The sequence below is a fragment of the Aquisalinus luteolus genome, from assembly GCF_009712425.2.
GTDB lineage: Bacteria > Pseudomonadota > Alphaproteobacteria > Caulobacterales > Parvularculaceae > Aquisalinus > Aquisalinus luteolus.
In genome coordinates, this window is record NZ_VCJR02000001.1 from 753983 (window position 1) to 776512 (window position 22530).

Genomic DNA, 22530 nt, shown 5'->3' on the forward strand with positions numbered 1-22530 from the left:
GCGCAGATTGTCACGGCCCGGCTGGCATTTTACTGTTAAGGTGAGGAGGGGGATGTGATGAGCTGGGACGAAATCCTTATTATAGCCTTGGCATGCAGCGCCGGCATGATCGCCGGTCTGGTGCTCGGCTGGCTTGTTTCCCCATTGGCAGGGGCGAAGGCAAAGAAGTCGGTGGGTGGCATCATGGTCATCGCCGGTGCCATTGCGGGCTATGCTTTCCTGCCATCGGTCATCAGCCCGTTCGTCCAGCCCCGGCTTGATCAATATGCGGGGGAGGCTGCTGGCGAAACCGCTGCTGCTGCGATAGTTACCCCGGAAATTCCCGAGGAGGTCGTTTCAGACGCTGTAGAAGATGCCATGACGGGCCTCAACGATCCCTTCTTCGATGCAGTGCTCGAGCGCGAGCCGAACCGCTCCGCCCAGATTCGTACGCGTCTCGCTGCTGCCTATCGCCGCGGCGGGGAAGATGCCCTGCTGGCATCGCTGATGGAGGCGGACCAGGAAATCCTCCAGTCGGCATTCCCCTATTACATGGCCCGGGCGCAGGCGAGCGATCTCATTTCCGCTGTCGAACAGATCAGGGTCGTCATCGCCACGCTGAGCGACAATGACCCGATGACCTGTCACACCTGGCTCTATGGCGGCATGCTGGGCGAGCCATTTGACTTCAACCGCTATCTCGCCGCAATCGGCCCGGCGACCCATATGGAAATGCAGACCCGGCTTGGCGCGGTGGTGCGCGGGGCCAGTGATATCCTGCCTGACTATGACGAGACCCATGCCATGATCGTCCTCGATGAGGTGCGGGTGGTGCTGAACAATCAGCTCGGGGACGAAAAGGTCGGGCTGATCATGGCGACGCAACAGCCGGGCAACGAGAATGACGCGCGTCTCGCCTGCGACGCCTCAGGCGATTACTACGACCTGATCCTGCAGGACACCAAGGCAGTGGACGTGCTGCGCCACCGTTATTCCGGCGGTCACGAATTCCTGTAGGGCGCTTGACGCCACTTACTCATAACCAAGCTGCCGCCGCGCCTCCGCCAGTGCAATCGCTGCCGATACCGCCATGTTCAGGGACCGGGCGTTCGGGGCGAGGGGGATTCGCACGGCGAGGTGACAGCTGCGACGCACATCATCGGGCACACCGGCGCTTTCCTGCCCGACCATGATCCGGTCATCGGGCCTGAATTCCACCTTGCCGATATCGCTGTCGCCTTTTGTGGTGAGCAGGATCAGGCGGCTGTAGCCATGGTCGCCATCACCATAGGCAGCCCATGAATCATGGCGGAGAGGCTGCGAGAGGGCGCCATAATCCATACCCACCCTTCTTATGTCCTTGTGTTTGAAGGGAAAACCGCATGGCTCGATGATATCCAGCCCGGCCGCGAAGCAGGCACAGATGCGGATGGCGGCCCCGACATTGGCGGCTATTTCGGGTTGATAGAGGACAAGGCGCATTGAGCTTTTATGGGCCTGAAACGGCGCCTTTGTCATCCGTGCCGTTTGCGACACCATGCCCTGCCAAACGGGCGTTGTGAGTACTGGACTTTACAGGGAAGTCATGTCAAACCCGCTCGAAATTTACCGTCAAACTCAAAGGGTAGCCATGAGTTCCACAACAGATGCCCCGGCGGCTGGCGAAGGTCACGAAGAACCCTCCCGCCGCGATTTCATCCACCTGCTGGCTGGCAGCGCTGCTGCTGCAGCCGGTATCGGCATTGCGATTCCGCTGGTCCATCAGATGAACCCTGATGCCTCTGTACGCGCGCTGGCGACGAAGGAAGTCGACATCGGTGCCGTCGAGGTTGGCTCGGGAATCAAGGTGATGTGGCAGGGCAAGCCGGTCTTCATCCGTCACCGGACGGAACGCGAGATCGAGGAAGCCCGCGCCGTACCGCTGACGGCCCTGAAAGACCCGGTTGCCCGGAATGAAAATCTCGGCGGCAGCCCGGAAGCGACCGACGATAACCGCGTCGAAAATCCGGCATGGATGATCGTTCTCGGCGTCTGTACCCACCTTGGTTGCGTGCCGCTCGGCACCGACGAAGGCGACAACAAGGGCGACTACAATGGCTGGTTCTGCCCATGCCACGGCTCGCACTATGATACGTCCGGTCGCATCCGCAAGGGGCCGGCACCGCAGAACCTTGATGTTCCGCCCTATGCGTTTCTTACCGAAACGACGCTTCGGATCGGCTAGGAGAGGACAAGAGAATGAGTCACGAATCCACCTACGTCCCCAATAGCGGCTTCGAGCGCTGGCTGGACAAACGCCTTCCCCTGATCCGCTTCGGCGATGATTTCATGGGCTTCCCGACGCCGAAGAACCTGAACTACTGGTACACCTTCGGCGGCATCCTGACGCTGTGCCTGATGATCCAGATCATCACCGGCGTCATCCTCGCCATGCACTACACGGCGCATGAGGATTATGCCTTCTGGTCGGTCGAGCACATCATGCGCGACGTGAACTTCGGCCACATCATCCGTTATGCCCACGCGAACGGCGCATCGATGTTCTTCATCGCCGTCTATCTGCACATGTTCCGTGGCCTCTATTACGGGTCCTATAAGGAACCGCGCGAGATCATCTGGATCCTCGGCGTCGTCATCTTCCTCCTGATGATGGGCACCGCCTTCATGGGCTATGTCCTTCCGTGGGGTCAGATGTCGTTCTGGGGCGCGACGGTCATCACCTCGCTCTTCGGTGCCATCCCTGTCGTCGGCGATTCCATCAAGACGCTGCTCTGGGGCGGCTATTCGGTCGACAACCCGACGCTGAACCGCTTCTATGCGCTGCACTACCTGCTGCCGTTCCTTATTGCGGGCGTTGTCGTCCTGCACATCTGGGCGCTGCATGTACCGGGCAACACTAACCCGACCGGTGTCGAGATCAAGAACGTGAAGAAGGACACTGTACCATTCCACCCGTACTACACGGTAAAGGATGGCTTCGCGGTCGTGCTCTTCCTGATGCTGTTTGCGGCATTCCTGTTCTTCATGCCGAACTCGCTGGGCCACCCCGATAACTACATCGAGGCGAACCCGCTGGTAACGCCCGCGCACATCGTGCCCGAATGGTACTTCCTGCCGTTCTACGCGATGCTGCGCGCCATCACCTTCGACATCCTGTGGGTTATCCCGGCCAAGCTCGGCGGCGTGCTCGTCATGTTCGGCTCGATCGCGATCCTGTTCGTGCTGCCATGGCTCGACCGCTCCAAGGTCCGCTCCATGCGCTATCGTCCGTGGGCCAAGATGTGGTTCTTCATCTTCGTGGTGAATGCCGTGTTCCTCGGCTGGCTAGGCGGTATGCCGGCAGAGCAGCCCTACATCCTGCTCGCCCAGATCGCGACGCTTTACTACTTCGCCTATTTCCTGGTGATCCTGCCGATCCTGTCGATCGTCGAGACACCGAAGCCGCTGCCGAAATCCATTTCGGAAGATGTGCTGGCGAAGAAGAAAGCCAAGAAGAAAAAACCAGCTGCCGATGTATCCGGTGGCGTCGCCCAGCCGGCGGAATAAGACTGAGAGACTGAATGATGAAAAAATTTCTCAAGACACTGACGGCTGTCGCTCTCCCGGTCATGATGATCGGCAGCATGGCCCATGCTGCAGGCGGCGAGACCAAGCCGCTCAAGCACCCGCACTTCGCCTTCGAAGGGGTCACCGGCTCCTATGACCAGGACGCGCTGCAACGCGGCTTCCAGGTCTATCGCGAGGTCTGCGCGGCCTGTCACTCGCTCAACTATGTCGCCTTCCGCCATCTTGGTGATCCGGGTGGCCCCTATGCCATGGACGAGTGCCCGGTCGGCGTGCCGGAAGGGACCGATTGTTCGAACCCGAACAATAACCCGATCATCAAGGCGCTCGCTGCCGAATACATGATCGAGGATGGTCCGGACGATGCCGGTGACATGTTCATGCGCCCCGGCCTGCCGTCCGACTATTTCCCGTCGCCCTTTGCCAACCCGCAACAGGCGATGGCGGCCAATGGCGGCGCGATGCCTCCGGACATGTCGCTGATCGCCAAGGCGCGTCATCACGGCCCGCAATATATCTATTCCCTGATGCTGGGTTATGAAGAGCCGCCGGCAAGCATCACCGTGGCTCCGGGCACGCATTACAACGTCTATTATCCGGGTGATACCACCTCGCTTCTGAACGAGGAATATCTCGATGAGGAAGGCCATCCGCTGGACGGCGTCGAAATCCCATACGGCGGTGCGTTCAAGATGGCTGCGCCGCTGCGTGATGGGGCCGTTACCTATGCCGATGGCTCCGACGAGACGGTCGAGCAATATGCCTATGACGTCGCAAGCTTCCTGATGTGGGCGGCAGAACCGAAGATGGAACAGCGCAAGCAGATGGGCATGGTCGTGTTCGTCTACCTGTTCATCCTCGCGATCATCGTCTATCTCTCCTACAAGCAGCTGTGGAAGAACGTGAAGGACACGGACTGATCCATTGCTGACTGACTGAAAATTGAAGGCCGCAGGCACTTGCCGCGGCCTTTTTTCTTGGCAGGATGGAAATGAGAAAAGGGACAAGCATATGAGTGACAGGACGGTACTCGGCTTTATCGGTGGCAGCGGTATTTATGCCGTGGACGAGATGGATAATGTCGAGCTGAAAGAGGTCGATACCCCCTGGGGCAAGCCGTCAGGGCCGGTCGTCACCGGTACGCTGGCCGGTGTCAGCGTCCGGTTCCTGCCGCGCCACGGGCCGGGCCATGCGATCCCGCCATCGGAAGTCAATTACCGCGCCAATATCGCCGCGCTGAAAATGCTGGGCGCGACGGATGTCATTTCCGTCTCCGCCTGCGGATCGTTCCGGGAGGAGTTGTCGCCCGGTACCTTCGTCATCGTCGACCAGTTTATCGACCGCACCCACGCGCGGGCAAAGAGCTTTTTCGGTACCGGCCTCGTTGCCCATGTGTCCATGGCCAAGCCGGTCTGCCCGAAGCTCGCCGATGCGCTGGAGGCCGGGTGCCGCGAACTGGATATCCCCGTGGTGCGCGGCGGAACGTACCTGGCCATGGAAGGTCCGCAATTCTCCTCCAAGGCGGAGAGCCATCTCTATCGCTCCTGGGGCTGCGATGTCATCGGCATGACCAATATGCCGGAGGCCAAGCTCGCCCGTGAGGCGGAGCTGCCCTATGCCAGTGTCGCCATGGTCACTGATTACGATTGCTGGCGCGACGACATCGCCGATGTGGAGGTGACGAACGTCTTGGAAATCCTGCAGCAGAATTCGCAAAAAGGCCGGGACCTGATAAAGGCTGTGGCCCCGAAGCTCGGGCCGGACCGAACACCATCGCCGCTCGGCATCGAAACCTGTCTCGACTTCGCGCTGATCACGCCGCCACATGCCCGCGACAAGGCCATGGTCGATAAGCTGAAAGCCATTGCAAGTCGTGTCCTGGGCTAGTTTGTCAGAACGGCAAAAGCTCCGGGTGCAGCAATATCGTCAGCACGATGCCGCCGATCGCGCCGCCCAGATGCGCTTCATGGGCGACATTGCTTTTCCGGTTCATGACGATGCGCGAATAGAGGATATAGATCACCGCGACGGCGATCGCCGGAACCGGCACGACCCCGAGGAAATACAGCATGCTGAACGGCGCGAAGGTGCAATAGGACAGGAGCACACCGGACACCGCGCCTGACGCACCGAGGGAAGAATATTGAGGCTTGTTCCAGTTGAGCATCAGCGAGACGCCCTTGGCGGCAAGTTGCGAGCCGAAATAGACGATCAGGAAATCCGTCGTGCCCAGTTCTCGCTCCACCGCGACGCCGAACATGAACAGCACATACATGTTGACGAGCAGGTGCAGGATCGATCCGTGCAAGAAGGATGCGGTTATGAGTCGATACCACTCGCCATTCCGGCGCAGCCGCTGGATGGAGAACAGGCAGCGGTTCAGGAATTTCTGATCCACATACAGCGCATAGAGGCTCACCACCACATTGATGGCGATGAGGATGAAAACCGCAGGCGCTGAAGTGACAAAGCCCATTCGAGTGGCTCTAGTTGGCGAAGCGGAAATGCATCACATCGCCGTCCTGCACGATATATTCCTTGCCTTCCAGGCGCACCTTGCCGGCTTCCTTGGCACCTGCCTCACCATTATTGGCGACATAGTCGTCAAAGGAAATCGTCTCCGCCCGGATGAAGCCTTTCTCGAAATCGGTGTGGATCACGCCTGCCGCCTTCGGCGCTGTCGCACCGATAGGGATGGTCCAGGCGCGGGCCTCCTTCGGGCCGGCGGTGAAATAGGTCTGCAGGTGCAAAAGCTCATAGCCTGTACGGATCATCCGGTTGAGGCCGGGCTCTTCCAGCCCCAGCGTCTCTAGGTATTCCGCCTGCTCATCATCCTCCAGCTGGGCCAGTTCGGCCTCGATGCGGGCGGAGATGATGACAGCTTTCGCGCCTTCCTCGGCGGCTTTCGCTTCGACCTGTTTCGAATAATCATTACCCGTGGCAGCGGAGTCCTCGTCGACATTGGCAACGAACAGGACAGGCTTCTGGGTCAAGAGCTGCAGGCCTTTCCATGCCTTGCGGTCGTCGGCGTCGATCTCGACCGAGCGGGCAGGGCGGCCATCGCGCAGGACTTCCAGTGCCTTCTCGACCAGCACGATGGTTGCCTTGGCATCCTTGTCCTGACCCTTGGCCTTCTTCTCCAGAGCGGGCAGGCGTTTCTCCAGGCTCTCCAGGTCGGCGAGCATCAGCTCTGTCTCGACGATCTCGAAATCCTCCAGCGGATTAATACGCCCGGCAACGTGGGTAATGTCGTCATCCTCGAAACAGCGCAGTACATAAGCAACGGCATCGACCTCGCGGATATTGGCGAGGAACTGGTTGCCGAGGCCTTCGCCCTGGCTCGCACCTTTCACGAGGCCGGCGATATCCACGAATTGCATGCGCGAGGGGATAACCTCAGCGGATTTCGCGATCTCTGCCAGCTTGAACAGGCGCGGCTCGGGGATGGCGACATCGCCGACATTCGGCTCGATCGTGCAGAACGGATAGTTCTCCGCCTGCGCCGCCGCCGTCTTCGTCAGTGCGTTGAAGAGTGTCGATTTGCCGACATTGGGCAGGCCGACGATACCGCATTTAAAACCCATGGTTCTTGTCCTTGCTCATCATTCCGATCCGAACAGGCCCTTGAGCTTGTCAAAGGGGCTGGCCGGTTTTTGCTGTTTGTCCGCAGGCTGGGGAGAGGGCGTGCTGGCCTCAACTTCCTTGCCTGCATTGTGTGTATTTTCCTGCTTCTTTACATCGCCTGTCTTCTTCGGCGGGTTCAGGCGCAGGGCGACCCGCGACATGAAACGGGCATCGGCATCGTTGCGCGCGCCCAAGAGGGGGGCAGCGTCGGCGCAGGCGTCGATCATCTCTTCGACCCAGTCGCTGCGCTCGGCCTTTGAGAAATCACCAAGCACATATTGCGTCACCCGGTTCTTGTCGCCCGGATGGCCGATGCCAACGCGGGCGCGGCGGAAATCCCCGCCAAGATGCGCGGTAATCGATTTCAGCCCGTTATTGCCGGCCGTGCCGCCGCCCATCTTCATACGCAGCTTGGCCGGGGCGAGATCCAGCTCGTCATGGAAGACGACGATGTCTTCCGGCTCGATCTTGTAGAACTGGGCGGCTTCGCGCACGGCGCGGCCTGAGTCGTTGTAATAGGTCTGCGGTTTCAGGATCAGCGCCTTTACCCGCTCGCCATGACCGTCGAGCAGGCCCTCTGTGACGAGGCCGGAGAATTTCGTGCGGGCAGGGGGGAAGTTGTAACGCGTGGCAATGGCATCGGCGATCATGAAGCCGATATTGTGCCGGTTGCCCGCATATTTGTCTTCCGGATTGCCAAGCCCGACGATCAGCAGCATCGAATAAGTCCCCAGTTTCTCAGGAGGCGGATATCAAAAAAGCAGACCCTGCGGCCTGCTTTTCTGTGTTCGGTCATTTCTGGCCTCAAGGCAAGGGAAGGGACAGGCAAAGGCCTATTCTTCCTTGTCGCCTTCTTCCTCTTCGCCAACAACGGCGACTTCGTCAGCGGCGACGGCCTCTTCCTCGTCCTCATCTGCTTGCGAACGCATGGCGGACGGGGCGGAGATGGTGGCGATCGTGAAGTCACGGTCGGTGATCGTCAGCTCGACGCCTTTCGGCAGCGTGACGGCGGAAATGTGGATCGAATCGCCGACCTGATAATCACCAGCGGCAAGATCAGCTTCCAGTGCTTCCGGAATGGCGGTTGCCGGGGCGATAACCTCGACCATGTGACGGACGATGTTGAGCACGCCGCCTTCTTTAAGGCCCGGGCAGTCTTCCTGGTTGAGGAAGTGCATCGGTACTTCGACGTTGATCCGGGTCTTCTCGGAGACGCGCATCAGGTCGACATGCAGCGGCAGGTCTTTTACCGGATCGACCTGGATCGCACGGCCGATAACGGACTGTTCCTCGCCGTCGACAACGATCTTGGACAGGACGGAGATCAGCTTGCCTGTGTTGTAGGCTTTCAGCACTTCGTTATAGCGCAGCTTGATGTTTGCCGGCTCCATGTCGCCACCATACAGGATCGCAGGTACCCAGCCATCACGGCGAACGGCCCGCGAGCCACCGGTGCCAGCACGCTGGCGCAATTCACAAGTCAATACAGCTACTTCGTCAGACATTGGTCTAATCCTTCTGAAACGCCCTCCGTACCAGAAACAAAGCCGCCCGTCTGGGCGGCCACTTTCCGTTCGCGGCAGGCAAGAAATAAATCGAGCGCGGTCTATACACGCGAGCCGTCCTGATGGCAACACTCCAAACGACAGGAATCCGCCGCAGGACGGGCTTTTGGCGCTATGGCTGTGGCACAGGCCCCGATGCCTGTTGGGCCTGCTGTTGTGGCTGCACGCGGGCTGCCTGGATCTGGCGGTTGATGGCAGCGCGCAGGGCTTCCGCCTCGTCCTCGCGGCCGAGATGCCTGAGGCTGGCAATCTGTTCTGAATAGGCGGTCGAGAGCATCAGGTAGATCTGCGGATCTTCGGTTTCTTCTGGTCCTGTCAGCGTCTCGTTGAAAGCGGCAAGCGCCTGCTCATAATCCTGCTGGGCGAAGTTGATCCTGGCATAGAGCAGCCGGCCAGCCCTGTCCTGAAGCAGCTGGTTCCGGTCAGGGGCGGCATTTGCCTGGTTAGCCGGGGTCTCGTCCGGCGCTGCGGTGCGCTTCTCCAGCATTTCCTCAGCCCTGATAAGGAGATCGCTCGACGGGCCGGCATCCGGATTTTCAAGCCATTTGGTGAACAGGGCATCGGCAAGGCTCAGGCGTGCGCCTCTGGTTTCGGCATGATCGGCGTCGAGAATACGTGAGCGGGTATCGACGATTTCTTCCAGGATCGTGACGGCCTCATCGGTGCTGCCGGTACGCTTGTTGCTGATCTTCAGGTTCGCAAGGTCATGCAGGATCAGGGCGGTCTCGCGGTGATTGTCGCCATAGGTCACCCGCGCGCCTGCCGCCGCCTCCTGCATATAGCGCTCGGCCAGATCATTGCGGGCCTGTGCGGCGAGCATGATCGAGGCATCTGACAGCGCCTGTATATGCTGGGGGGAGTTCTCGCCATACTCATCAGCGATGACCTGCAGGCTCTCGTCGATCTGCGGCACGACATTGTCACTCATGGTCGTGGCGAGGCTCTCACGGTGGCGGTCCATGATGCTGGTTATTTCCGGCGTTGCCACCGCCAGCTGGTCGCGGGGGATGGGCGGCGTGAAGCCTCCATCCACTTTCAGCGCCCAGACCGAATAGCCGCAAAAGGCGACCATCAGCAAAACGAGCAGGTTGGTAAAGAAACGCATGTGCCCACATCCCTGTCGCGGGCCGGTGATCTACCCCTTCGGCCCGATAATGCATTTCACAGCAAGGATGAGGCCAGATCAAGAATTTAGAATAGCTCGCGCCGGCCAAGTGGCTGCTCCGTCATGCGCAGGGCTGACGTATCATAGCCGCGCTGACTGGCCGCGTTGCGCATTTCCTCCAGCTTTTCCGGGGTTATCTGGGGCGACCTGGCGAGGATCCACAGATAGCGCCCGTCCGGAGAGCCGACGAGGACAGTCTCGTATTCGGGGTCGAGATAGAGGATCCAGTAATCGCCGGAGGCAAACGGCACCCAGGCCGGCGCGAATTTCACTTTCAGTTTCGAATTCGAGCTTTCGTCAACAACCCGGGCGACTCCCTCGGCGATGTCTACCGGTCCATCGACCGAGCCCTGGCGGCAGGTATTGGTGACGCTGACCTTGCCATCCTCGCGCAAGGCGTACTCGGCAGTCACGCCCTCGCAGCCTTCCTCGAAGGAATTGGGGTAGCGGGCGATCTCGTACCACAGGCCTTCATACCGGGTCAGGTCGACCGAGGCTTCGGTCTGTGGCGGCGTATCTCCGGCGCGATTGACGGGGGGGCGGCTGCAGGCCGCCAGCAGGGCCGTCGCGGCCAGAAACAGGATGAAGGTGCGCATTGCGGCGTCTCCTTTTGCACATAAGGGAAATAGGGTTTGCCGCGTTTGCGTCGAGGCCGTACACCGCACTACTGCTAATGCTTTACAATAGCGGGGTTGAGACTGTGTCCAAAGCCGCTTATTTCTGTGGAAAGTCTCATTGCGGGAGCTTGGGCAAGCTGGCCAGGTGTTGGCAGGACGTTTGCAAAGCCTTAACCAACGCATCTCGATAAAGACAGATCATTTCTAAAAAGCCGCTATCCTGCGGTCATATTTCCGGAGCCTACCGATGAAAGACCCTCATGACATTTACATGAACACGCTCGTGCCGATGGTGGTGGAGCAAACCAGCCGCGGGGAGCGGTCATACGATATCTATTCGCGGCTCCTGAAGGAAAACATCATCTTCCTGTCCGGTCCGGTGCATGACCAGGTCTCGACCCTGATCGTGGCGCAGCTGCTGTTCCTTGAGGCCGAGAACCCGAAGAAAGAGATCAATTTCTACATCAACTCGCCGGGTGGCTCGGTCACGGCAGCGCTCGCCATGTATGACACCATGCGGTACATCCGCCCGGCTGTGTCCACAATGTGTATCGGCCTTGCGGCGTCTGCTGGTTCACTCCTTCTGTGTGCCGGGGCGAAGGACATGCGTTTCTCGCTGCCGAACAGCCGCATCATGGTCCACCAGCCATCAGCCGGTTTCCAGGGCCAGGCCTCCGATATCGAGCGTCACGCCAAGGATATCCTCGAGACCAAACGCCGCCTGAACGAAATTTATGTGGAACATACCGGTCAGGACTACGAAACTATTGAACGCACGCTCGACCGTGACCACTTCATGACCCCGCAGGAGGCCAAGGATTTCGGCCTGATCGACAAGGTCATCGACCGGCGCGAGCAGCCCGCAACCAGCGAGTAGGCGGGAAAAGGCGAAAAATGGCGGGTTGGGTCCAGTGTGACAAAATCCCGCCGTTTTAAACCTTATGTTGATGAGTAAGATTGAAAATAGCTGGTACGTATTGCGTGAGTGGCACTAATCATGCAGATTTTGTGACACTGACCAGATTCTAGAAAGACCGGCAAAGGAGTAGCCTGTGAGCAAAGTTGGCGGCAAAAATTCCGGCGGAAGCGGCGACAACAAGAACACCCTGTATTGCTCGTTCTGCGGGAAAAGCCAGCATGAGGTCCGTAAACTCATCGCCGGCCCGACAGTCTTCATCTGCGATGAATGCGTCGAGCTCTGCATGGATATCATCCGGGAGGAGTCGAAATCCTCGCTGGTCAAGTCCGGTGACGGCGTGCCGTCCCCGCAGCATATCCACAACGTCCTCGACGACTATGTGATCGGCCAGGCCCATGCCAAGCGCGTGCTCGCCGTTGCCGTGCACAACCACTACAAGCGCCTGAACCACGCCACCAAGAACAATGACGTGGAACTGGCCAAGTCGAACATCATGCTGGTCGGTCCGACCGGCTCGGGCAAGACGCTGCTGGCCCAGACGCTGGCACGCATTCTCGATGTGCCGTTCACCATGGCCGATGCGACGACCCTGACCGAAGCAGGTTATGTCGGCGAGGATGTCGAGAACATCGTCCTGAAGCTGCTGCAGTCTGCCGACTACAATGTCGAGCGGGCACAGCGCGGCATCGTCTATATCGACGAGATCGACAAGATTTCCCGCAAGTCAGACAACCCGTCCATCACCCGTGACGTATCGGGCGAGGGCGTGCAGCAGGCGCTGCTGAAGATCATGGAAGGCACCGTTGCCTCCGTGCCGCCGCAGGGCGGGCGCAAGCATCCGCAGCAGGAATTCCTGCAGGTCGACACGACCAACATCCTGTTCATCGTCGGCGGCGCCTTTGCCGGCCTCGACAAGGTGATCGCAGGCCGCGGGGCAGGGGCCTCTATCGGTTTCGGTGCCCAGGTTAAGGAAGTCGACGAACGCCGCATTGGCGCGATCCTGCGCGAAGTCGAGCCGGAAGACCTCTTGAAATTCGGCCTGATCCCGGAATTCGTCGGTCGCCTGCCGGTCATCGCGACGCTGGAAGACCTCGATGAGGATGCCCTGATCAAGATCCTGACCTCGCCGAAAAACGCGCTGGTCAAGCAGTATCAGCGCCTGTTCGAGATGGAAGACGTCAAGCTCGCCTTTTCCGACGATGCCCTGAAGGCGATCGCCAAACGCGCGATCGCCCGCAAGACCGGGGCGCGCGGCCTGCGCTCGATCATGGAGGGCATCCTGCTCGATACCATGTTCGACCTGCCGACCCTGGAAGGCGTGGAAGAGGTGGTTATCAATGGCGAGGTCGTTGCCGGCAATGCCCAGCCGCTTTACATCTATTCCAAGAATTCCCGCGACTCCAAGGAGGTCGACGCTTCGGCGTAAGCTTTCTTCGCAGAAAACAATCAGCGAGGCCGGGCTTTATGCCCGGCCTTTTGCTTATGGGTCCGATGCGGGTAACAAATTCGTTTGCGAGCACACTGACAGCAGCCGCGGTTCTTGAAATGTGCCCACCAGTCGCCATTTCCTTTATAGTCAAACCGCAAGCGTGCCATTTCAGCCACTCACGGCTGGTTTCCCGGCATAATGTTTCCACATAATGTAGAAATACCGTTTGCAAGCGGTGCGACGCTTAGCACACTGCCGGTAGCGCTTCGATGAAGGCCCGGCACCGACTGCCGTAAGGAGTAATTCATGTCTGAATCCAGGACTTATCCCGTATTGCCGCTGCGTGACATTGTGGTCTTTCCCCACATGATCGTGCCCCTGTTTGTCGGCCGGGAAAAATCTGTCCGTGCCCTCGAAAACGTCATGCAATCCGACAAGGAGATCCTGCTGGTCGCCCAGAAGGATGCGACCGATGACGATCCGAAGGCCGACGATATCTACGAGATCGGCGTCATCGCCAAGGTACTCCAGCTGCTGAAACTGCCCGACGGCACCGTAAAGGTTCTGGTCGAGGGCGGCACGCGCGCAAAAATCACCGGTTATACCGACCGCGAGGAATTCTTCGAGGCCGAGGCAGAAGCCCTTCCCGAAGACGAGAGCGAAAGCGCCGAGATCGAGGCGCTGGCCCGTTCGGTGAACACCCAGTTCGAGTCCTATGTGAAGCTGAACAAGCGTGTCCAGCCGGATGTGATCGTGTCGGTGACGCAGATCCAGGAACCGTCGAAGCTGGCTGACACGGTCGCCTCGCACCTCAACATCAAGCTGTCCGAAAAGCAGGAGCTTCTGGAAATCATTCCGGTTACGGAGCGCCTCGAGGCCGTCTATTCCCTGATGGAAGGGGAGATGAGCGTGCTGCAGGTCGAGAAGAAGATCCGCAACCGCGTCAAGCGGCAGATGGAGAAGACCCAGCGCGAATATTATCTCAACGAACAGATGAAGGCGATCCAGAAGGAGCTTGGCGAGACCGATGACGGTCGCGACGAGCTGTCCGAGCTGGAAGAGCGCATCGAGAAGACCAAGCTGTCCAAGGAAGCCCGCACAAAGGCAGAGGCCGAGCTGAAAAAGCTGCGCCAGATGTCGCCCATGTCGGCTGAATCCACCGTCGTGCGCAATTACCTCGACTGGATGCTGTCGATCCCGTGGGGCTCCAAGGCCAAGGTCAAGAAAGACCTCGACGCTGCCGAGGAAGTTCTGGATACGGATCACTATGGCCTTGAGAAGGTCAAGGAGCGCATCCTTGAATATCTCGCGGTCCAGAAACGTACCAACAAGCTGAAAGGCCCAATCCTGTGCCTCGTCGGTCCGCCGGGCGTCGGCAAGACCTCGCTGGGTAAGTCCATCGCCAAGGCGACGGGTCGTGAATTCGTCCGCGTCTCTCTGGGCGGGGTGCGTGACGAGTCCGAGATCCGCGGTCACCGCCGGACTTATATCGGCTCCATGCCGGGCAAGATCATCCAGTCGATGAAGAAGGCCAAGAAGACGAACCCGCTCTTCCTGCTGGATGAAATCGACAAGATGGGCCGCGATTTCCGTGGCGATCCGGCATCGGCGCTCCTGGAGGTGCTGGACCCGGAGCAGAACAACACCTTCTCCGACCACTATCTGGAGATCGACTATGACCTGTCGGATGTCATGTTCGTGACGACCGCCAACTCGCTGAACATGCCGCAACCGCTGCTGGACCGGATGGAGATCATCCGTATTCCGGGGTATACGGAGGACGAGAAACTCGAAATCGCTCGCCGGCACCTCATTCCGAAGCAGCTGGAAAACCATGGCATCAAGGAGGGCGAGTGGCAGATCACCGATGATGGACTGCTCGGCCTGATCCGTTTCTACACCCGCGAGGCGGGCGTACGGAACCTGGAACGCGAGATTGCCAATCTCGTCCGCAAGGCCGTTCGCGAGTTCGAGCAGGGCAAGAAGGAAACGGTCGAGGTCACGAGCGAAAATCTCGGTGACTATGCCGGCGTCCAGAAATACCGCTATGGCGAGATCGATGGCGATGACCTGATCGGAGTGGTTACCGGCCTTGCCTGGACCTCCGTCGGCGGTGACATCCTCAAGATCGAAGCGGTCAAGATGCCCGGCAAGGGCCGCATGACCCCGACCGGTAACCTGAAGGACGTGATGAAGGAATCCGTCTCCGCAGCGGCATCCTGGGTGCGTTCGCGCTCGACCCTGTTCGGCATCAAGCCGCCAGTGTTCGACAAGACCGACATACACATTCACGTTCCCGAAGGCGCAACGCCCAAGGACGGCCCGTCCGCCGGTGTCGCCATGGCAACTGCCATCGTCTCGGTGCTGACAGGTATCCCGATCCGCAAGGATATCGCCATGACCGGCGAGATTTCCCTGCGTGGCCGCGTGCTCGCCATTGGCGGGCTGAAGGAGAAACTCCTCGCCGCCCTCCGGGCCGGTGTGAAGACCGTGCTGATCCCGGAAGAGAACGAGAAGGACCTCGCCGACATTCCGGACAACGTCAAGAAGGCGCTGGAGATCATCCCGGTCAAGACCGTGGACGAGGTTCTCGGCTATGCCCTCAAAGGCAAGCTGACGCCGGTCGAGTGGAACGAAGAGGAAGAGCCGATGAAGCCGGCCGCCCCTGCGGGCGAACCGGACGAGCCGGGCCCGGTCGTCACCCACTAGGCACTATCAGTGAACATGGAAACCGGCCCTTCGGGGCTGGTTTTCTTTTGCCCATCATGAACTGCGCCAATCGGCTCCCTTGCCGTGCGCGTCCGCTTCCTCTATGGCCTGAAAACATGAGCCAGAGCGTATCCGACACCCCGACACAGCCCCTCAATCCGGAAGACTGCCAGACCATGGAAGAGGTCAGGGCAGGGGTCGATGCGCTCGACCGCGAACTGGTCGCGATGCTCGTCCGTCGGCAGGGGTATATGGAGGCTGCGGCCCGCATAAAGCCCACGATTGACGACGTCCGGGTGCCCTGGCGGATCGAGGATGTGGTGACCAAAGTGCTCGCAGAAGCCCGGATTCTGGGGCTTTCAGAACGAATCGCAGAGCCTGTTTGGCGCGTTTTGATCGAACAATGCATCGAACACGAGGAAAAAGCCTGGCGTACCCACCGCGCATAGGGCTTTATTTATCCAGTAAAAGCAAGGAACTAGCCTGAAACCCGCATGAATGCTGCGTTGCAGGATGTTCAGCATTTGACGGGGGTGCCCCGCGGCCCATAGTAGTGGAGCTTCTATTCTACCACTCAAGCCACCATAGAAAGGGGAGGCCAATGAACAAGAACGAGTTTATCGATCGGGTAGCAGACCTGTCCGGCATGACGAAAGCCGATGCCGGCCGTGCCGTAGATGCTGTATTCGACGCAATCACAGAGACCCTGAAGAAGGGCGACGATGTCCGCCTTGTCGGTTTCGGCACCTTCTCCGCTGCCAAGCGTGCTGCCCGTGACGGCCGCAACCCGCGCACCGGCGAAACGATCAAGATCCCGGCCTCCATCCAGCCGAAATTCTCCGCTGGCAAGGGCCTGAAAGACGCCCTCAACTAGGCGCGATTTTTTTGCCGCGCGTGCGCGATTGTCCGCTTGATCCGGACGCCGCCCCGCGCTATAGCACGACGCTCACCAGCAATGGTGAGCGTTGTTGTTTTTAAGGCAGCGACAAATACCCGGACGGCCTTCGCGGCTGTCATCCATGGGGGCGATTAGCTCAGTTGGTAGAGCGCTTCGTTTACACCGAAGATGTCGGCAGTTCGAGCCTGTCATCGCCCACCACCCTACGCCTTCGGCTTCGGGTGGCGTAGCCACTCGCAAGCAGTTAGAAGTAGGCGTGTCCTTCGAAGCCTTGGCGAAGAAGGACTTTTGATCTTAAAAGCGAAATCCAGCGAATCGATTTTAAGCGAAGAATGCCCCGGCAGGGGCCTACGGACACCACGCGGATGTCAGCCAATCCGCCCTGTCACCCCAAAATCCCAAAGCCGATCTCTTCTGGCGGTTTCGCTTTCTGCATTTCAAGTCCATCGACGCGCGCTGCTGGCGGGCCTTCATAAAGCAAGTCCGCCATCTCATCGACCATATCCTCTGATCCACTGAAGACAGCCCTGACAGACCCGTCAGCCTCGTTCCTGACCCAGCCGTTCAGGCCGCGAGCCATGGCTTCGCCGCGTGTCCAGGCGCGATAGGAAACGCCTTGAACCTTGCCGGTAATCCTTGCCGCAATGGTCTTCACGGTTGTGCTCATAATACCCAGACAGCTAACAGGCCGGATCATTCCGTCGCAGTGTCTGCAGATTGATTTTGTTCCTTATTTGTTCCATTCTCTGTCTCCCGGCGGATCAGGAGAGCAGATATGGCGGCGCAGACGATCATCGACAAATTGAAGATATTGGCGGACGCGGCCAAATATGATGCGTCCTGCGCGTCGTCAGGCAGTTCCAAGCGCAACTCGCTCCAGTCGGGAGGGATAGGCTCGACTGAGGGAATGGGTATCTGCCACGCCTATGCGCCGGACGGGCGGTGTATCTCTCTCTTGAAGATCCTGATGACCAATTTCTGCATTTATGACTGCAGCTATTGCATCAACCGCGTCAGCAGCAATGTCGAGCGGGCGCGGTTCACGCCGCAGGAGATCGTGCGGCTGACACTCGACTTCTACAAGCGCAACTATATCGAGGGGCTATTCCTCTCCTCCGGCGTCATCCGCAATGCCGATTACACGATGGAGCAGATGATCGAGGTCGTGCGCACCCTGCGTGAGGAGCATCTGTTCCAGGGCTATATCCACCTGAAGACGATCCCCAATGCAGACCCGATCCTGCGGCTGGAGGCGGCAAAGTTCGCTGACCGGGTATCGATCAATATCGAACTACCAAAAGACCAGTCGATCGACCGCTTCGCGCCGGAAAAGTCCGGCACCGAGATCCGCTCGGCCATGGCGCATATGCGCACGCACCTCGATGACGAGGCCGACAAGGCGAAGACGGCCCGCCGCAGGAAGGTGAAGGCGGCCAGCCCGGCCGGCCAGTCGACCCAGATGATCGTCGGTGCCGATGCGGCGAGCGATGGCGATATCCTGAAGACCAGCTCCAGCCTTTATGCCGGCTATGGCCTGCGCCGCGTCTATTACTCCGCCTACAGCCCGATCCCGGATACATCCTTGCACCTACCGCCGCTGAAAACACCGCTGATCCGCGAGCATCGCCTTTATCAGGCCGACTGGCTGATGCGGTTCTATGGCTTCGAGATCGAGGAGATCGCCGGGCCTGACAGGCCGATGCTCGACCTCGATATCGATCCGAAGCTTGCCTGGGCCTTGACGGCGCGGGACCGGTTCCCGGTCGACATCAACCGCGCTGATCGCGAAACTCTGCTGCGCGTGCCGGGTCTCGGGGTGAAGGCCGTGAACCGCATCATCGCCGCCCGCCGCCATGGCCGCCTGCGCTACGCTGACCTTTCACGGCTCGTCCAGTCCGTCCGCAAGATCGCGCCCTTCATCGTTACCGGCGACTGGACGCCCGGCGGCATGCTCGATGCCGTCGACCTGCGCCAGCGCCTTGCCCCCGCACCGGAACAATTGTCGCTGATATGATCCGTGTAACTCTCGACAGTCAAAATGATGCCGATGAATGGCGGGAGATGGCACGGCTGCTCTGTTCGCATGGCATTGAACCGGCAGATGTAAGCTGGGCCGCCCCGGGCGCGATGGTTGACGACTTGTTCGGCGGTGAAACACCACCAGCCGAGCCGGGCCCACGCAAACTGTCCGTGCCGAAAGCGTTTCCAGACTTGCTTAAACGCGCAATCTGCCACAGCGATCCCGCACGTTTCTCCCTGCTTTACCGGCTGCTCTGGCGCCTGCAAAAGGAACCGCGCTTGCTGTCCAATCCCGCCGATACCGACACGATCGAGCTAAACGGGCTGATCAAGTCGGTCAGCCGCGACTGTCACAAGATGAAGGCGTTCGTCCGCTTCCGCGATATCGGCATGGAAGGGGCGCGCGAACGCTTTGCCGCTTGGTTCGAACCGGACCATTACATTGTCGAGCTGACCGCACCGTTCTTCATGCGCCGCTTTGCCAGTATGGACTGGGCGATCTACACGCCCCGGCGCAGCGTCGCTTGGGACGGCAAGCAACTTGTCTTTGGCCCCGGCGCGACGCGCGACAGCGTGCCCGCGGAAGACGCGGTGGAGGACCAGTGGAAGGCCTATTACGTCTCCATCTTCAATCCGGCCCGGGTCAAGGTGAATGCCATGACATCGGAGATGCCGAAGAAATACTGGAAGAACCTGCCTGAGGCGGCACTGATCCCCGATCTCATCGCGGGGGCGCAGGCTCGCGTTACCGCGATGCAGGCGGCGGGGCCGTCCATGCCTAATCCGCAGACGGACAAATGGCGCGAGAAGCGGGCACTGGAAGAAGAAACCGGCCTGCCGCCGATGGAGGCCCTGAACCGCCAGCTTGCCAAGTGCCGGGACTGTCCGATCGGAGAATGCGCGACGCAGGTGGTGAAAGGCGAGGGGCCGCTCGATGCCCGTCTGATGATCATCGGCGAGCAGCCGGGTGACCAGGAAGACCTGCGCGGGCGGCCCTTTGTCGGCCCGGCGGGCCAGCTGCTCGACAAGGCGCTGGACGAGGCCGGCATCGACCGTCAGCAAGCCTATGTCACCAATGCGGTCAAGCACTTCAAATATTCCATGCGCGGCAAGCGGCGCCAGCACCAGCGCCCAACGGCGGACGAGATCAGGCGCTGCCGCGACTGGGTGCGCCGCGAGGTCGAGATCGTCCAGCCGCAGCTGATCCTGCTATTGGGCGCCACGGCGGCCTATAGCTTGCTCGACACGCGCAAGCCGATGCGCGACCTGCGCCAGTCACTCTGGGGCTATGATGCGGCGCAGGTCGCTATCACGGTTCATCCGTCCTATCTGTTGCGCCTGCCCGAGGCAGAGCAGGCACCGGCCTACGAGGCCTTTGTCGAGGACCTGTCGCGCATTCCCCGCTTGCTGGACGGTCTGCCGCCGCTATCGCAAAAAGCAAAGTTGTCGCTGCCAGTGTGATCGTTCAGGACAGGGCTGCTATCCACGCCTGAAAGCCCTATATGTTTCCGGAGACCAGTAAGGGGGCATTGTATGCGCGAACCAAGCCACGAGGATTTTTACGCCATCGCCATGGAGGCCTATGGCCGGCTGCCGATCCAGTTCCGCAAGCTTGCCGATGATATTACCATCCGCGTGGAGGATTTCGCCGAACCTGAGGTGCTGTCCGATCTTGACATCCCCGACGCGTTCAACCTGCTCGGGCTTTATCACGGTGTCGACGTGACCCGCAAAAGCCTGTGGGACCTGAATGTCCAGAACGACATGATTTTTCTCTACCGCAAGCCGATCCTGAACATGGCGCGCCAGTCCAGCGACACGCTGGAACATATCATCGAGCATGTGCTGATCCATGAGATCGGTCACCATTTCGGCCTGTCAGACGACGAGATGCACGCCCTTGAGGATGAAGCCGATGGCGAGGAAATGGACTAGCGGTCCATCTCCTACCTGTTCTTCCTGTTCTCGATCAGCGTGTCGACGATGCCGGGATCGGCGAGGGTGGATGTGTCGCCCAGTGCGCCGTAGTCGTTCTCGGCGATTTTCCTCAGGATACGGCGCATGATCTTGCCGGAGCGCGTCTTGGGCAGGCCCGGCGTGATGTGGATATGGTCAGGTTTGGCGATCGGGCCGATCTCCTCGCGCACCTGAGCGACCAGCTCTTTCACCAACTCTTCGCTCTCTGACTTGCCCTGCTTGAGGATCACATAGGCATAGATGCCCTGGCCCTTGATGTCGTGGGGATAGCCGACGACGGCGGCCTCGGCGACGGCCTTGTGGGCGACGAGAGCGCTTTCGATTTCGGCGGTGCCCATGCGGTGGCCGGAGATGTTCAAGACGTCATCGACGCGGCCCGTGATCCAGAAATAGCCATCCTCGTCGCGCTTGGCGCCGTCGCCGGTGAAGTACAGGCCAGGATAGGTCGAAAAATAGGTTTCGACGAAGCGCTGGTGATCTCCGTACACGGTGCGCATCTGGCCCGGCCATGAGCCGGTGATGACGAGATTGCCGTCCGCCGCGCCCTCGATGAAATGGCCTTCATTGTCGACCAGTGCCGGCTTGATGCCAAAGAAGGGCTTCGTCGCCGAGCCGGGTTTCAGGTCGGTGACGCCGGGCAGGGCGGAGATGAGGATGCCGCCGGTCTCTGTCTGCCACCAGGTGTCGACCACGGCGCAGCGGCCATCGCCGACGACATTGTAATACCACATCCACGCCTCGGGGTTGATCGGTTCGCCGACCGTGCCGAGCAGGCGCAGGGACGAACGGTCATGCTTGGTCACCCACTCATCGCCCTCGCGCATAAGGGCGCGGATGGCGGTGGGCGCGGTGTAGAAGATCGAGACATTGTGCTTGTCGACCACCTCCCAGCAGCGGCCTGCGTCCGGGTAGGTCGGCACGCCCTCGAACATCAGGGTCGTCGCACCATTGGCGAGCGGTCCGTATACGATATAGCTGTGCCCGGTGATCCAGCCAACATCGGCGGTGCACCAGAAGACATCTCCCTGTTGGTAGTCGAAGACTTTCTCGTGGGTCAGGGAAGCATAGACCATGTACCCGCCGGTCGTGTGCAGGACGCCCTTGGGCTTGCCGGTCGAGCCTGACGTGTACAGAATGAACAGCGGGTCCTCGGCGTTCATCGGTTCCGGCCGGCAGTCCGGGTGCACATCCATCAGCACGTCGTTGAGGATATGGTCGCGGGAACCTTCCAGCTCGATGTCAGCCCCGGTATGGCGCCAGATCAGGACGGTGCGCAGGTCTACGCCTTTTTTTGCCAGCGCCGCATCGACATTCTTCTTCAGCGGCACTTTCTTGCCGCCGCGCAGGCCTTCATCGGCGGTGATCAGCGCGGTCGCGCCGCAATCGATGATACGTGAGGCCAGCGCCTCCGGAGAGAAGCCGCCGAAGACGACCGAATGCACCGCGCCGATGCGGGCGCAGGCAAGCATGGCATAGGCCGCCTGCGGGATCATCGGCATGTAGATGATGACCCGGTCGCCTTTCTTCACGTTGCGGGCCTTCAGCGCATTGGCGAAGCGGCACACCTGGATGTGCAGCTGCTTGTAGGTGATGTGCTCGGCTACGGACGGGTCGTCGCCCTCGAAGATGATCGCGGTCTCGTCGCCACGGGTCGCGAGGTGCCGGTCGACGCAATTGTAGCAAGCGTTGAGGACCCCATCCTCGTACCATTTGATGTGCAAATCGTCCTTGTCCCAGGAAACGTCGCTGATTTTTGTGGGCGCCTTGATCCAGGCGAGGCGGCTTGCCTGGTCTGCCCAGAACGCGTCCGGCTCGTCGATGGAGCGGTGATAATCGGCGTCGTAATCGGCGGGGGCATAGCCGGACTTTGCGGGCGGCAGGCTGGCGGCGGTGATCTTCTCTTGCGACATGTCTCGTCTCCTCCGGACTTCTTTGAGAGGTGTTATTGAAAGAAACTAGCGTACGGACAAGCCCCGTCGAGCAGAAACCGTCACCTGGCGTTCCCCTATAGTATAGACGTGGTCGGGGTGATCATATTCCAACAACATGAACTTGCTAGTTTTTG

At 59.9% G+C, this 22530-nt stretch carries 22 protein-coding genes and 1 tRNA gene; 14 read left to right on the forward strand and 9 right to left on the reverse strand.

Going from position 1 to position 22530, the window contains the following annotated elements:
- The first annotated feature begins 57 nt into the window (after nucleotides 1–57).
- Nucleotides 58–996: a hypothetical protein gene (locus FF098_RS03390; protein WP_155137389.1), complete on the forward strand. Its 939-nt coding sequence runs from the start codon at nucleotides 58–60 to the stop codon at nucleotides 994–996.
- A 15-nt stretch (nucleotides 997–1011) separates the two neighbouring features.
- Here FF098_RS03390 and FF098_RS03395 read toward each other — a convergent pair whose 3' ends face one another.
- Nucleotides 1012–1461 (reverse strand): tRNA (cytidine(34)-2'-O)-methyltransferase, encoded by a 450-nt coding sequence (locus FF098_RS03395; protein WP_155137392.1) that lies wholly within the window; start codon nucleotides 1459–1461, stop codon nucleotides 1012–1014.
- A gap of 148 nt (nucleotides 1462–1609) precedes the next feature.
- On the opposite strand from FF098_RS03395, the gene petA reads away from it, so the two are divergent.
- The 4 genes from petA (at nucleotide 1610) to FF098_RS03415 (ending at nucleotide 5430) form a co-directional block, all read left to right on the forward strand.
- A complete protein-coding gene (gene petA, locus FF098_RS03400) occupies nucleotides 1610–2203 on the forward strand; it encodes a ubiquinol-cytochrome c reductase iron-sulfur subunit (protein ID WP_155137395.1) in 594 nt (197 codons plus the stop codon).
- A 14-nt stretch (nucleotides 2204–2217) separates the two neighbouring features.
- Nucleotides 2218–3525 carry a cytochrome b gene (locus FF098_RS03405; RefSeq protein WP_155137398.1) on the forward strand — a complete coding sequence of 436 codons (1308 nt, stop codon included), beginning with the start codon at nucleotides 2218–2220 and terminating at the stop codon, nucleotides 3523–3525.
- A gap of 14 nt (nucleotides 3526–3539) precedes the next feature.
- Nucleotides 3540–4463, forward strand: a complete 924-nt coding sequence (locus FF098_RS03410; RefSeq protein WP_155137401.1) for a cytochrome c1 — start codon at nucleotides 3540–3542, stop codon at nucleotides 4461–4463.
- Nucleotides 4464–4554: 91 nt separating this feature from the next.
- Complete coding sequence (locus tag FF098_RS03415; protein ID WP_155137404.1) at nucleotides 4555–5430, forward strand: S-methyl-5'-thioadenosine phosphorylase; 876 nt, start codon at nucleotides 4555–4557, stop codon at nucleotides 5428–5430.
- A gap of 4 nt (nucleotides 5431–5434) precedes the next feature.
- On the opposite strand, the gene FF098_RS03420 is transcribed toward FF098_RS03415, so the two are convergent.
- From FF098_RS03420 to FF098_RS03445, 6 genes are all read right to left on the reverse strand, one after another.
- Entirely contained in the window at nucleotides 5435–6019 is a 585-nt protein-coding gene (locus tag FF098_RS03420) for a rhomboid family intramembrane serine protease (RefSeq protein ID WP_155137407.1), read from the reverse strand.
- 10 nt (nucleotides 6020–6029) lie between these two features.
- Complete coding sequence (gene ychF / locus FF098_RS03425; RefSeq protein WP_155137410.1) at nucleotides 6030–7127, reverse strand: redox-regulated ATPase YchF; 1098 nt, start codon at nucleotides 7125–7127, stop codon at nucleotides 6030–6032.
- Nucleotides 7128–7145: 18 nt separating this feature from the next.
- On the reverse strand, nucleotides 7146–7886 hold the full coding sequence (pth, locus tag FF098_RS03430) for an aminoacyl-tRNA hydrolase (RefSeq protein ID WP_155137413.1): 741 nt from the start codon (nucleotides 7884–7886) through the stop codon (nucleotides 7146–7148).
- Between the two features lie 114 nt (nucleotides 7887–8000).
- Complete coding sequence (locus tag FF098_RS03435; protein ID WP_155137416.1) at nucleotides 8001–8672, reverse strand: 50S ribosomal protein L25/general stress protein Ctc; 672 nt, start codon at nucleotides 8670–8672, stop codon at nucleotides 8001–8003.
- A gap of 172 nt (nucleotides 8673–8844) precedes the next feature.
- Nucleotides 8845–9837, reverse strand: coding sequence for a tetratricopeptide repeat protein (locus tag FF098_RS03440; protein ID WP_155137419.1), 993 nt, complete (start codon nucleotides 9835–9837; stop codon nucleotides 8845–8847).
- A gap of 86 nt (nucleotides 9838–9923) precedes the next feature.
- Complete coding sequence (locus FF098_RS03445) at nucleotides 9924–10493, reverse strand: lipocalin family protein (RefSeq protein WP_155137422.1); 570 nt, start codon at nucleotides 10491–10493, stop codon at nucleotides 9924–9926.
- 268 nt (nucleotides 10494–10761) lie between these two features.
- On the opposite strand from FF098_RS03445, the gene FF098_RS03450 reads away from it, so the two are divergent.
- From FF098_RS03450 to FF098_RS03475, 6 genes are all read left to right on the forward strand, one after another.
- A complete protein-coding gene (locus FF098_RS03450) occupies nucleotides 10762–11391 on the forward strand; it encodes an ATP-dependent Clp protease proteolytic subunit (RefSeq protein ID WP_155137425.1) in 630 nt (209 codons plus the stop codon).
- 175 nt (nucleotides 11392–11566) lie between these two features.
- On the forward strand, nucleotides 11567–12859 hold the full coding sequence (gene clpX, locus FF098_RS03455) for an ATP-dependent Clp protease ATP-binding subunit ClpX (RefSeq protein WP_166426298.1): 1293 nt from the start codon (nucleotides 11567–11569) through the stop codon (nucleotides 12857–12859).
- Between the two features lie 309 nt (nucleotides 12860–13168).
- Nucleotides 13169–15571 (forward strand): endopeptidase La, encoded by a 2403-nt coding sequence (gene lon, locus FF098_RS03460; RefSeq protein WP_155137428.1) that lies wholly within the window; start codon nucleotides 13169–13171, stop codon nucleotides 15569–15571.
- A 116-nt stretch (nucleotides 15572–15687) separates the two neighbouring features.
- Nucleotides 15688–16020: a chorismate mutase gene (locus FF098_RS03465; RefSeq protein WP_155137431.1), complete on the forward strand. Its 333-nt coding sequence runs from the start codon at nucleotides 15688–15690 to the stop codon at nucleotides 16018–16020.
- Nucleotides 16021–16172: 152 nt separating this feature from the next.
- Entirely contained in the window at nucleotides 16173–16445 is a 273-nt protein-coding gene (locus FF098_RS03470) for an HU family DNA-binding protein (protein ID WP_155137434.1), read from the forward strand.
- Between the two features lie 149 nt (nucleotides 16446–16594).
- Nucleotides 16595–16670, forward strand: a tRNA-Val gene (locus tag FF098_RS03475).
- 184 nt (nucleotides 16671–16854) lie between these two features.
- On the opposite strand, the gene FF098_RS03480 is transcribed toward FF098_RS03475, so the two are convergent.
- Nucleotides 16855–17136 carry an acylphosphatase gene (locus tag FF098_RS03480; RefSeq protein WP_155137437.1) on the reverse strand — a complete coding sequence of 94 codons (282 nt, stop codon included), beginning with the start codon at nucleotides 17134–17136 and terminating at the stop codon, nucleotides 16855–16857.
- A 108-nt stretch (nucleotides 17137–17244) separates the two neighbouring features.
- On the opposite strand from FF098_RS03480, the gene FF098_RS03485 reads away from it, so the two are divergent.
- The 3 genes from FF098_RS03485 to FF098_RS03495 all read left to right on the forward strand — a co-directional run bounded on the left by FF098_RS03485 (nucleotide 17245) and on the right by FF098_RS03495 (nucleotide 20423).
- Nucleotides 17245–18483 carry a putative DNA modification/repair radical SAM protein gene (locus FF098_RS03485; RefSeq protein WP_155137440.1) on the forward strand — a complete coding sequence of 413 codons (1239 nt, stop codon included), beginning with the start codon at nucleotides 17245–17247 and terminating at the stop codon, nucleotides 18481–18483.
- Nucleotides 18480–19949 (forward strand): UdgX family uracil-DNA binding protein, encoded by a 1470-nt coding sequence (locus tag FF098_RS03490; RefSeq protein ID WP_155137443.1) that lies wholly within the window; start codon nucleotides 18480–18482, stop codon nucleotides 19947–19949. Before FF098_RS03485 ends, FF098_RS03490 begins: the two co-directional genes overlap by 4 nt.
- A 72-nt stretch (nucleotides 19950–20021) precedes the next feature.
- Nucleotides 20022–20423, forward strand: a complete 402-nt coding sequence (locus FF098_RS03495) for a metallopeptidase family protein (protein WP_155137446.1) — start codon at nucleotides 20022–20024, stop codon at nucleotides 20421–20423.
- Nucleotides 20424–20434: 11 nt separating this feature from the next.
- Here the strand turns inward: FF098_RS03495 and acs are convergent, their stop codons facing one another.
- Nucleotides 20435–22375, reverse strand: coding sequence for an acetate--CoA ligase (gene acs / locus FF098_RS03500; RefSeq protein WP_155137449.1), 1941 nt, complete (start codon nucleotides 22373–22375; stop codon nucleotides 20435–20437).
- Nucleotides 22376–22530 lie beyond the last annotated feature (155 nt).

Excerpts from the sequence above, each read along its gene's own strand:
- FF098_RS03390 (WP_155137389.1), top strand. The coding sequence starts at position 58 with ATGAGCTGGGACGAAATCCTTATTATAGCCTTGGCATGCAGCGCCGGC.
- FF098_RS03395 (WP_155137392.1), bottom strand. The coding sequence starts at position 1,461 with ATGCGCCTTGTCCTCTATCAACCCGAAATAGCCGCCAATGTCGGGGCC.
- petA (WP_155137395.1), top strand. The coding sequence starts at position 1,610 with ATGAGTTCCACAACAGATGCCCCGGCGGCTGGCGAAGGTCACGAAGAA.
- FF098_RS03405 (WP_155137398.1), top strand. The coding sequence starts at position 2,218 with ATGAGTCACGAATCCACCTACGTCCCCAATAGCGGCTTCGAGCGCTGG.
- FF098_RS03410 (WP_155137401.1), top strand. The coding sequence starts at position 3,540 with ATGATGAAAAAATTTCTCAAGACACTGACGGCTGTCGCTCTCCCGGTC.
- FF098_RS03415 (WP_155137404.1), top strand. The coding sequence starts at position 4,555 with ATGAGTGACAGGACGGTACTCGGCTTTATCGGTGGCAGCGGTATTTAT.
- FF098_RS03420 (WP_155137407.1), bottom strand. The coding sequence starts at position 6,019 with ATGGGCTTTGTCACTTCAGCGCCTGCGGTTTTCATCCTCATCGCCATC.
- ychF (WP_155137410.1), bottom strand. The coding sequence starts at position 7,127 with ATGGGTTTTAAATGCGGTATCGTCGGCCTGCCCAATGTCGGCAAATCG.
- pth (WP_155137413.1), bottom strand. The coding sequence starts at position 7,886 with ATGCTGCTGATCGTCGGGCTTGGCAATCCGGAAGACAAATATGCGGGC.
- FF098_RS03435 (WP_155137416.1), bottom strand. The coding sequence starts at position 8,672 with ATGTCTGACGAAGTAGCTGTATTGACTTGTGAATTGCGCCAGCGTGCT.
- FF098_RS03440 (WP_155137419.1), bottom strand. The coding sequence starts at position 9,837 with ATGCGTTTCTTTACCAACCTGCTCGTTTTGCTGATGGTCGCCTTTTGC.
- FF098_RS03445 (WP_155137422.1), bottom strand. The coding sequence starts at position 10,493 with ATGCGCACCTTCATCCTGTTTCTGGCCGCGACGGCCCTGCTGGCGGCC.
- FF098_RS03450 (WP_155137425.1), top strand. The coding sequence starts at position 10,762 with ATGAAAGACCCTCATGACATTTACATGAACACGCTCGTGCCGATGGTG.
- lon (WP_155137428.1), top strand. The coding sequence starts at position 13,169 with ATGTCTGAATCCAGGACTTATCCCGTATTGCCGCTGCGTGACATTGTG.
- FF098_RS03465 (WP_155137431.1), top strand. The coding sequence starts at position 15,688 with ATGAGCCAGAGCGTATCCGACACCCCGACACAGCCCCTCAATCCGGAA.
- FF098_RS03470 (WP_155137434.1), top strand. The coding sequence starts at position 16,173 with ATGAACAAGAACGAGTTTATCGATCGGGTAGCAGACCTGTCCGGCATG.
- FF098_RS03480 (WP_155137437.1), bottom strand. The coding sequence starts at position 17,136 with ATGAGCACAACCGTGAAGACCATTGCGGCAAGGATTACCGGCAAGGTT.
- FF098_RS03485 (WP_155137440.1), top strand. The coding sequence starts at position 17,245 with ATGGCGGCGCAGACGATCATCGACAAATTGAAGATATTGGCGGACGCG.
- FF098_RS03490 (WP_155137443.1), top strand. The coding sequence starts at position 18,480 with ATGATCCGTGTAACTCTCGACAGTCAAAATGATGCCGATGAATGGCGG.
- FF098_RS03495 (WP_155137446.1), top strand. The coding sequence starts at position 20,022 with ATGCGCGAACCAAGCCACGAGGATTTTTACGCCATCGCCATGGAGGCC.
- acs (WP_155137449.1), bottom strand. The coding sequence starts at position 22,375 with ATGTCGCAAGAGAAGATCACCGCCGCCAGCCTGCCGCCCGCAAAGTCC.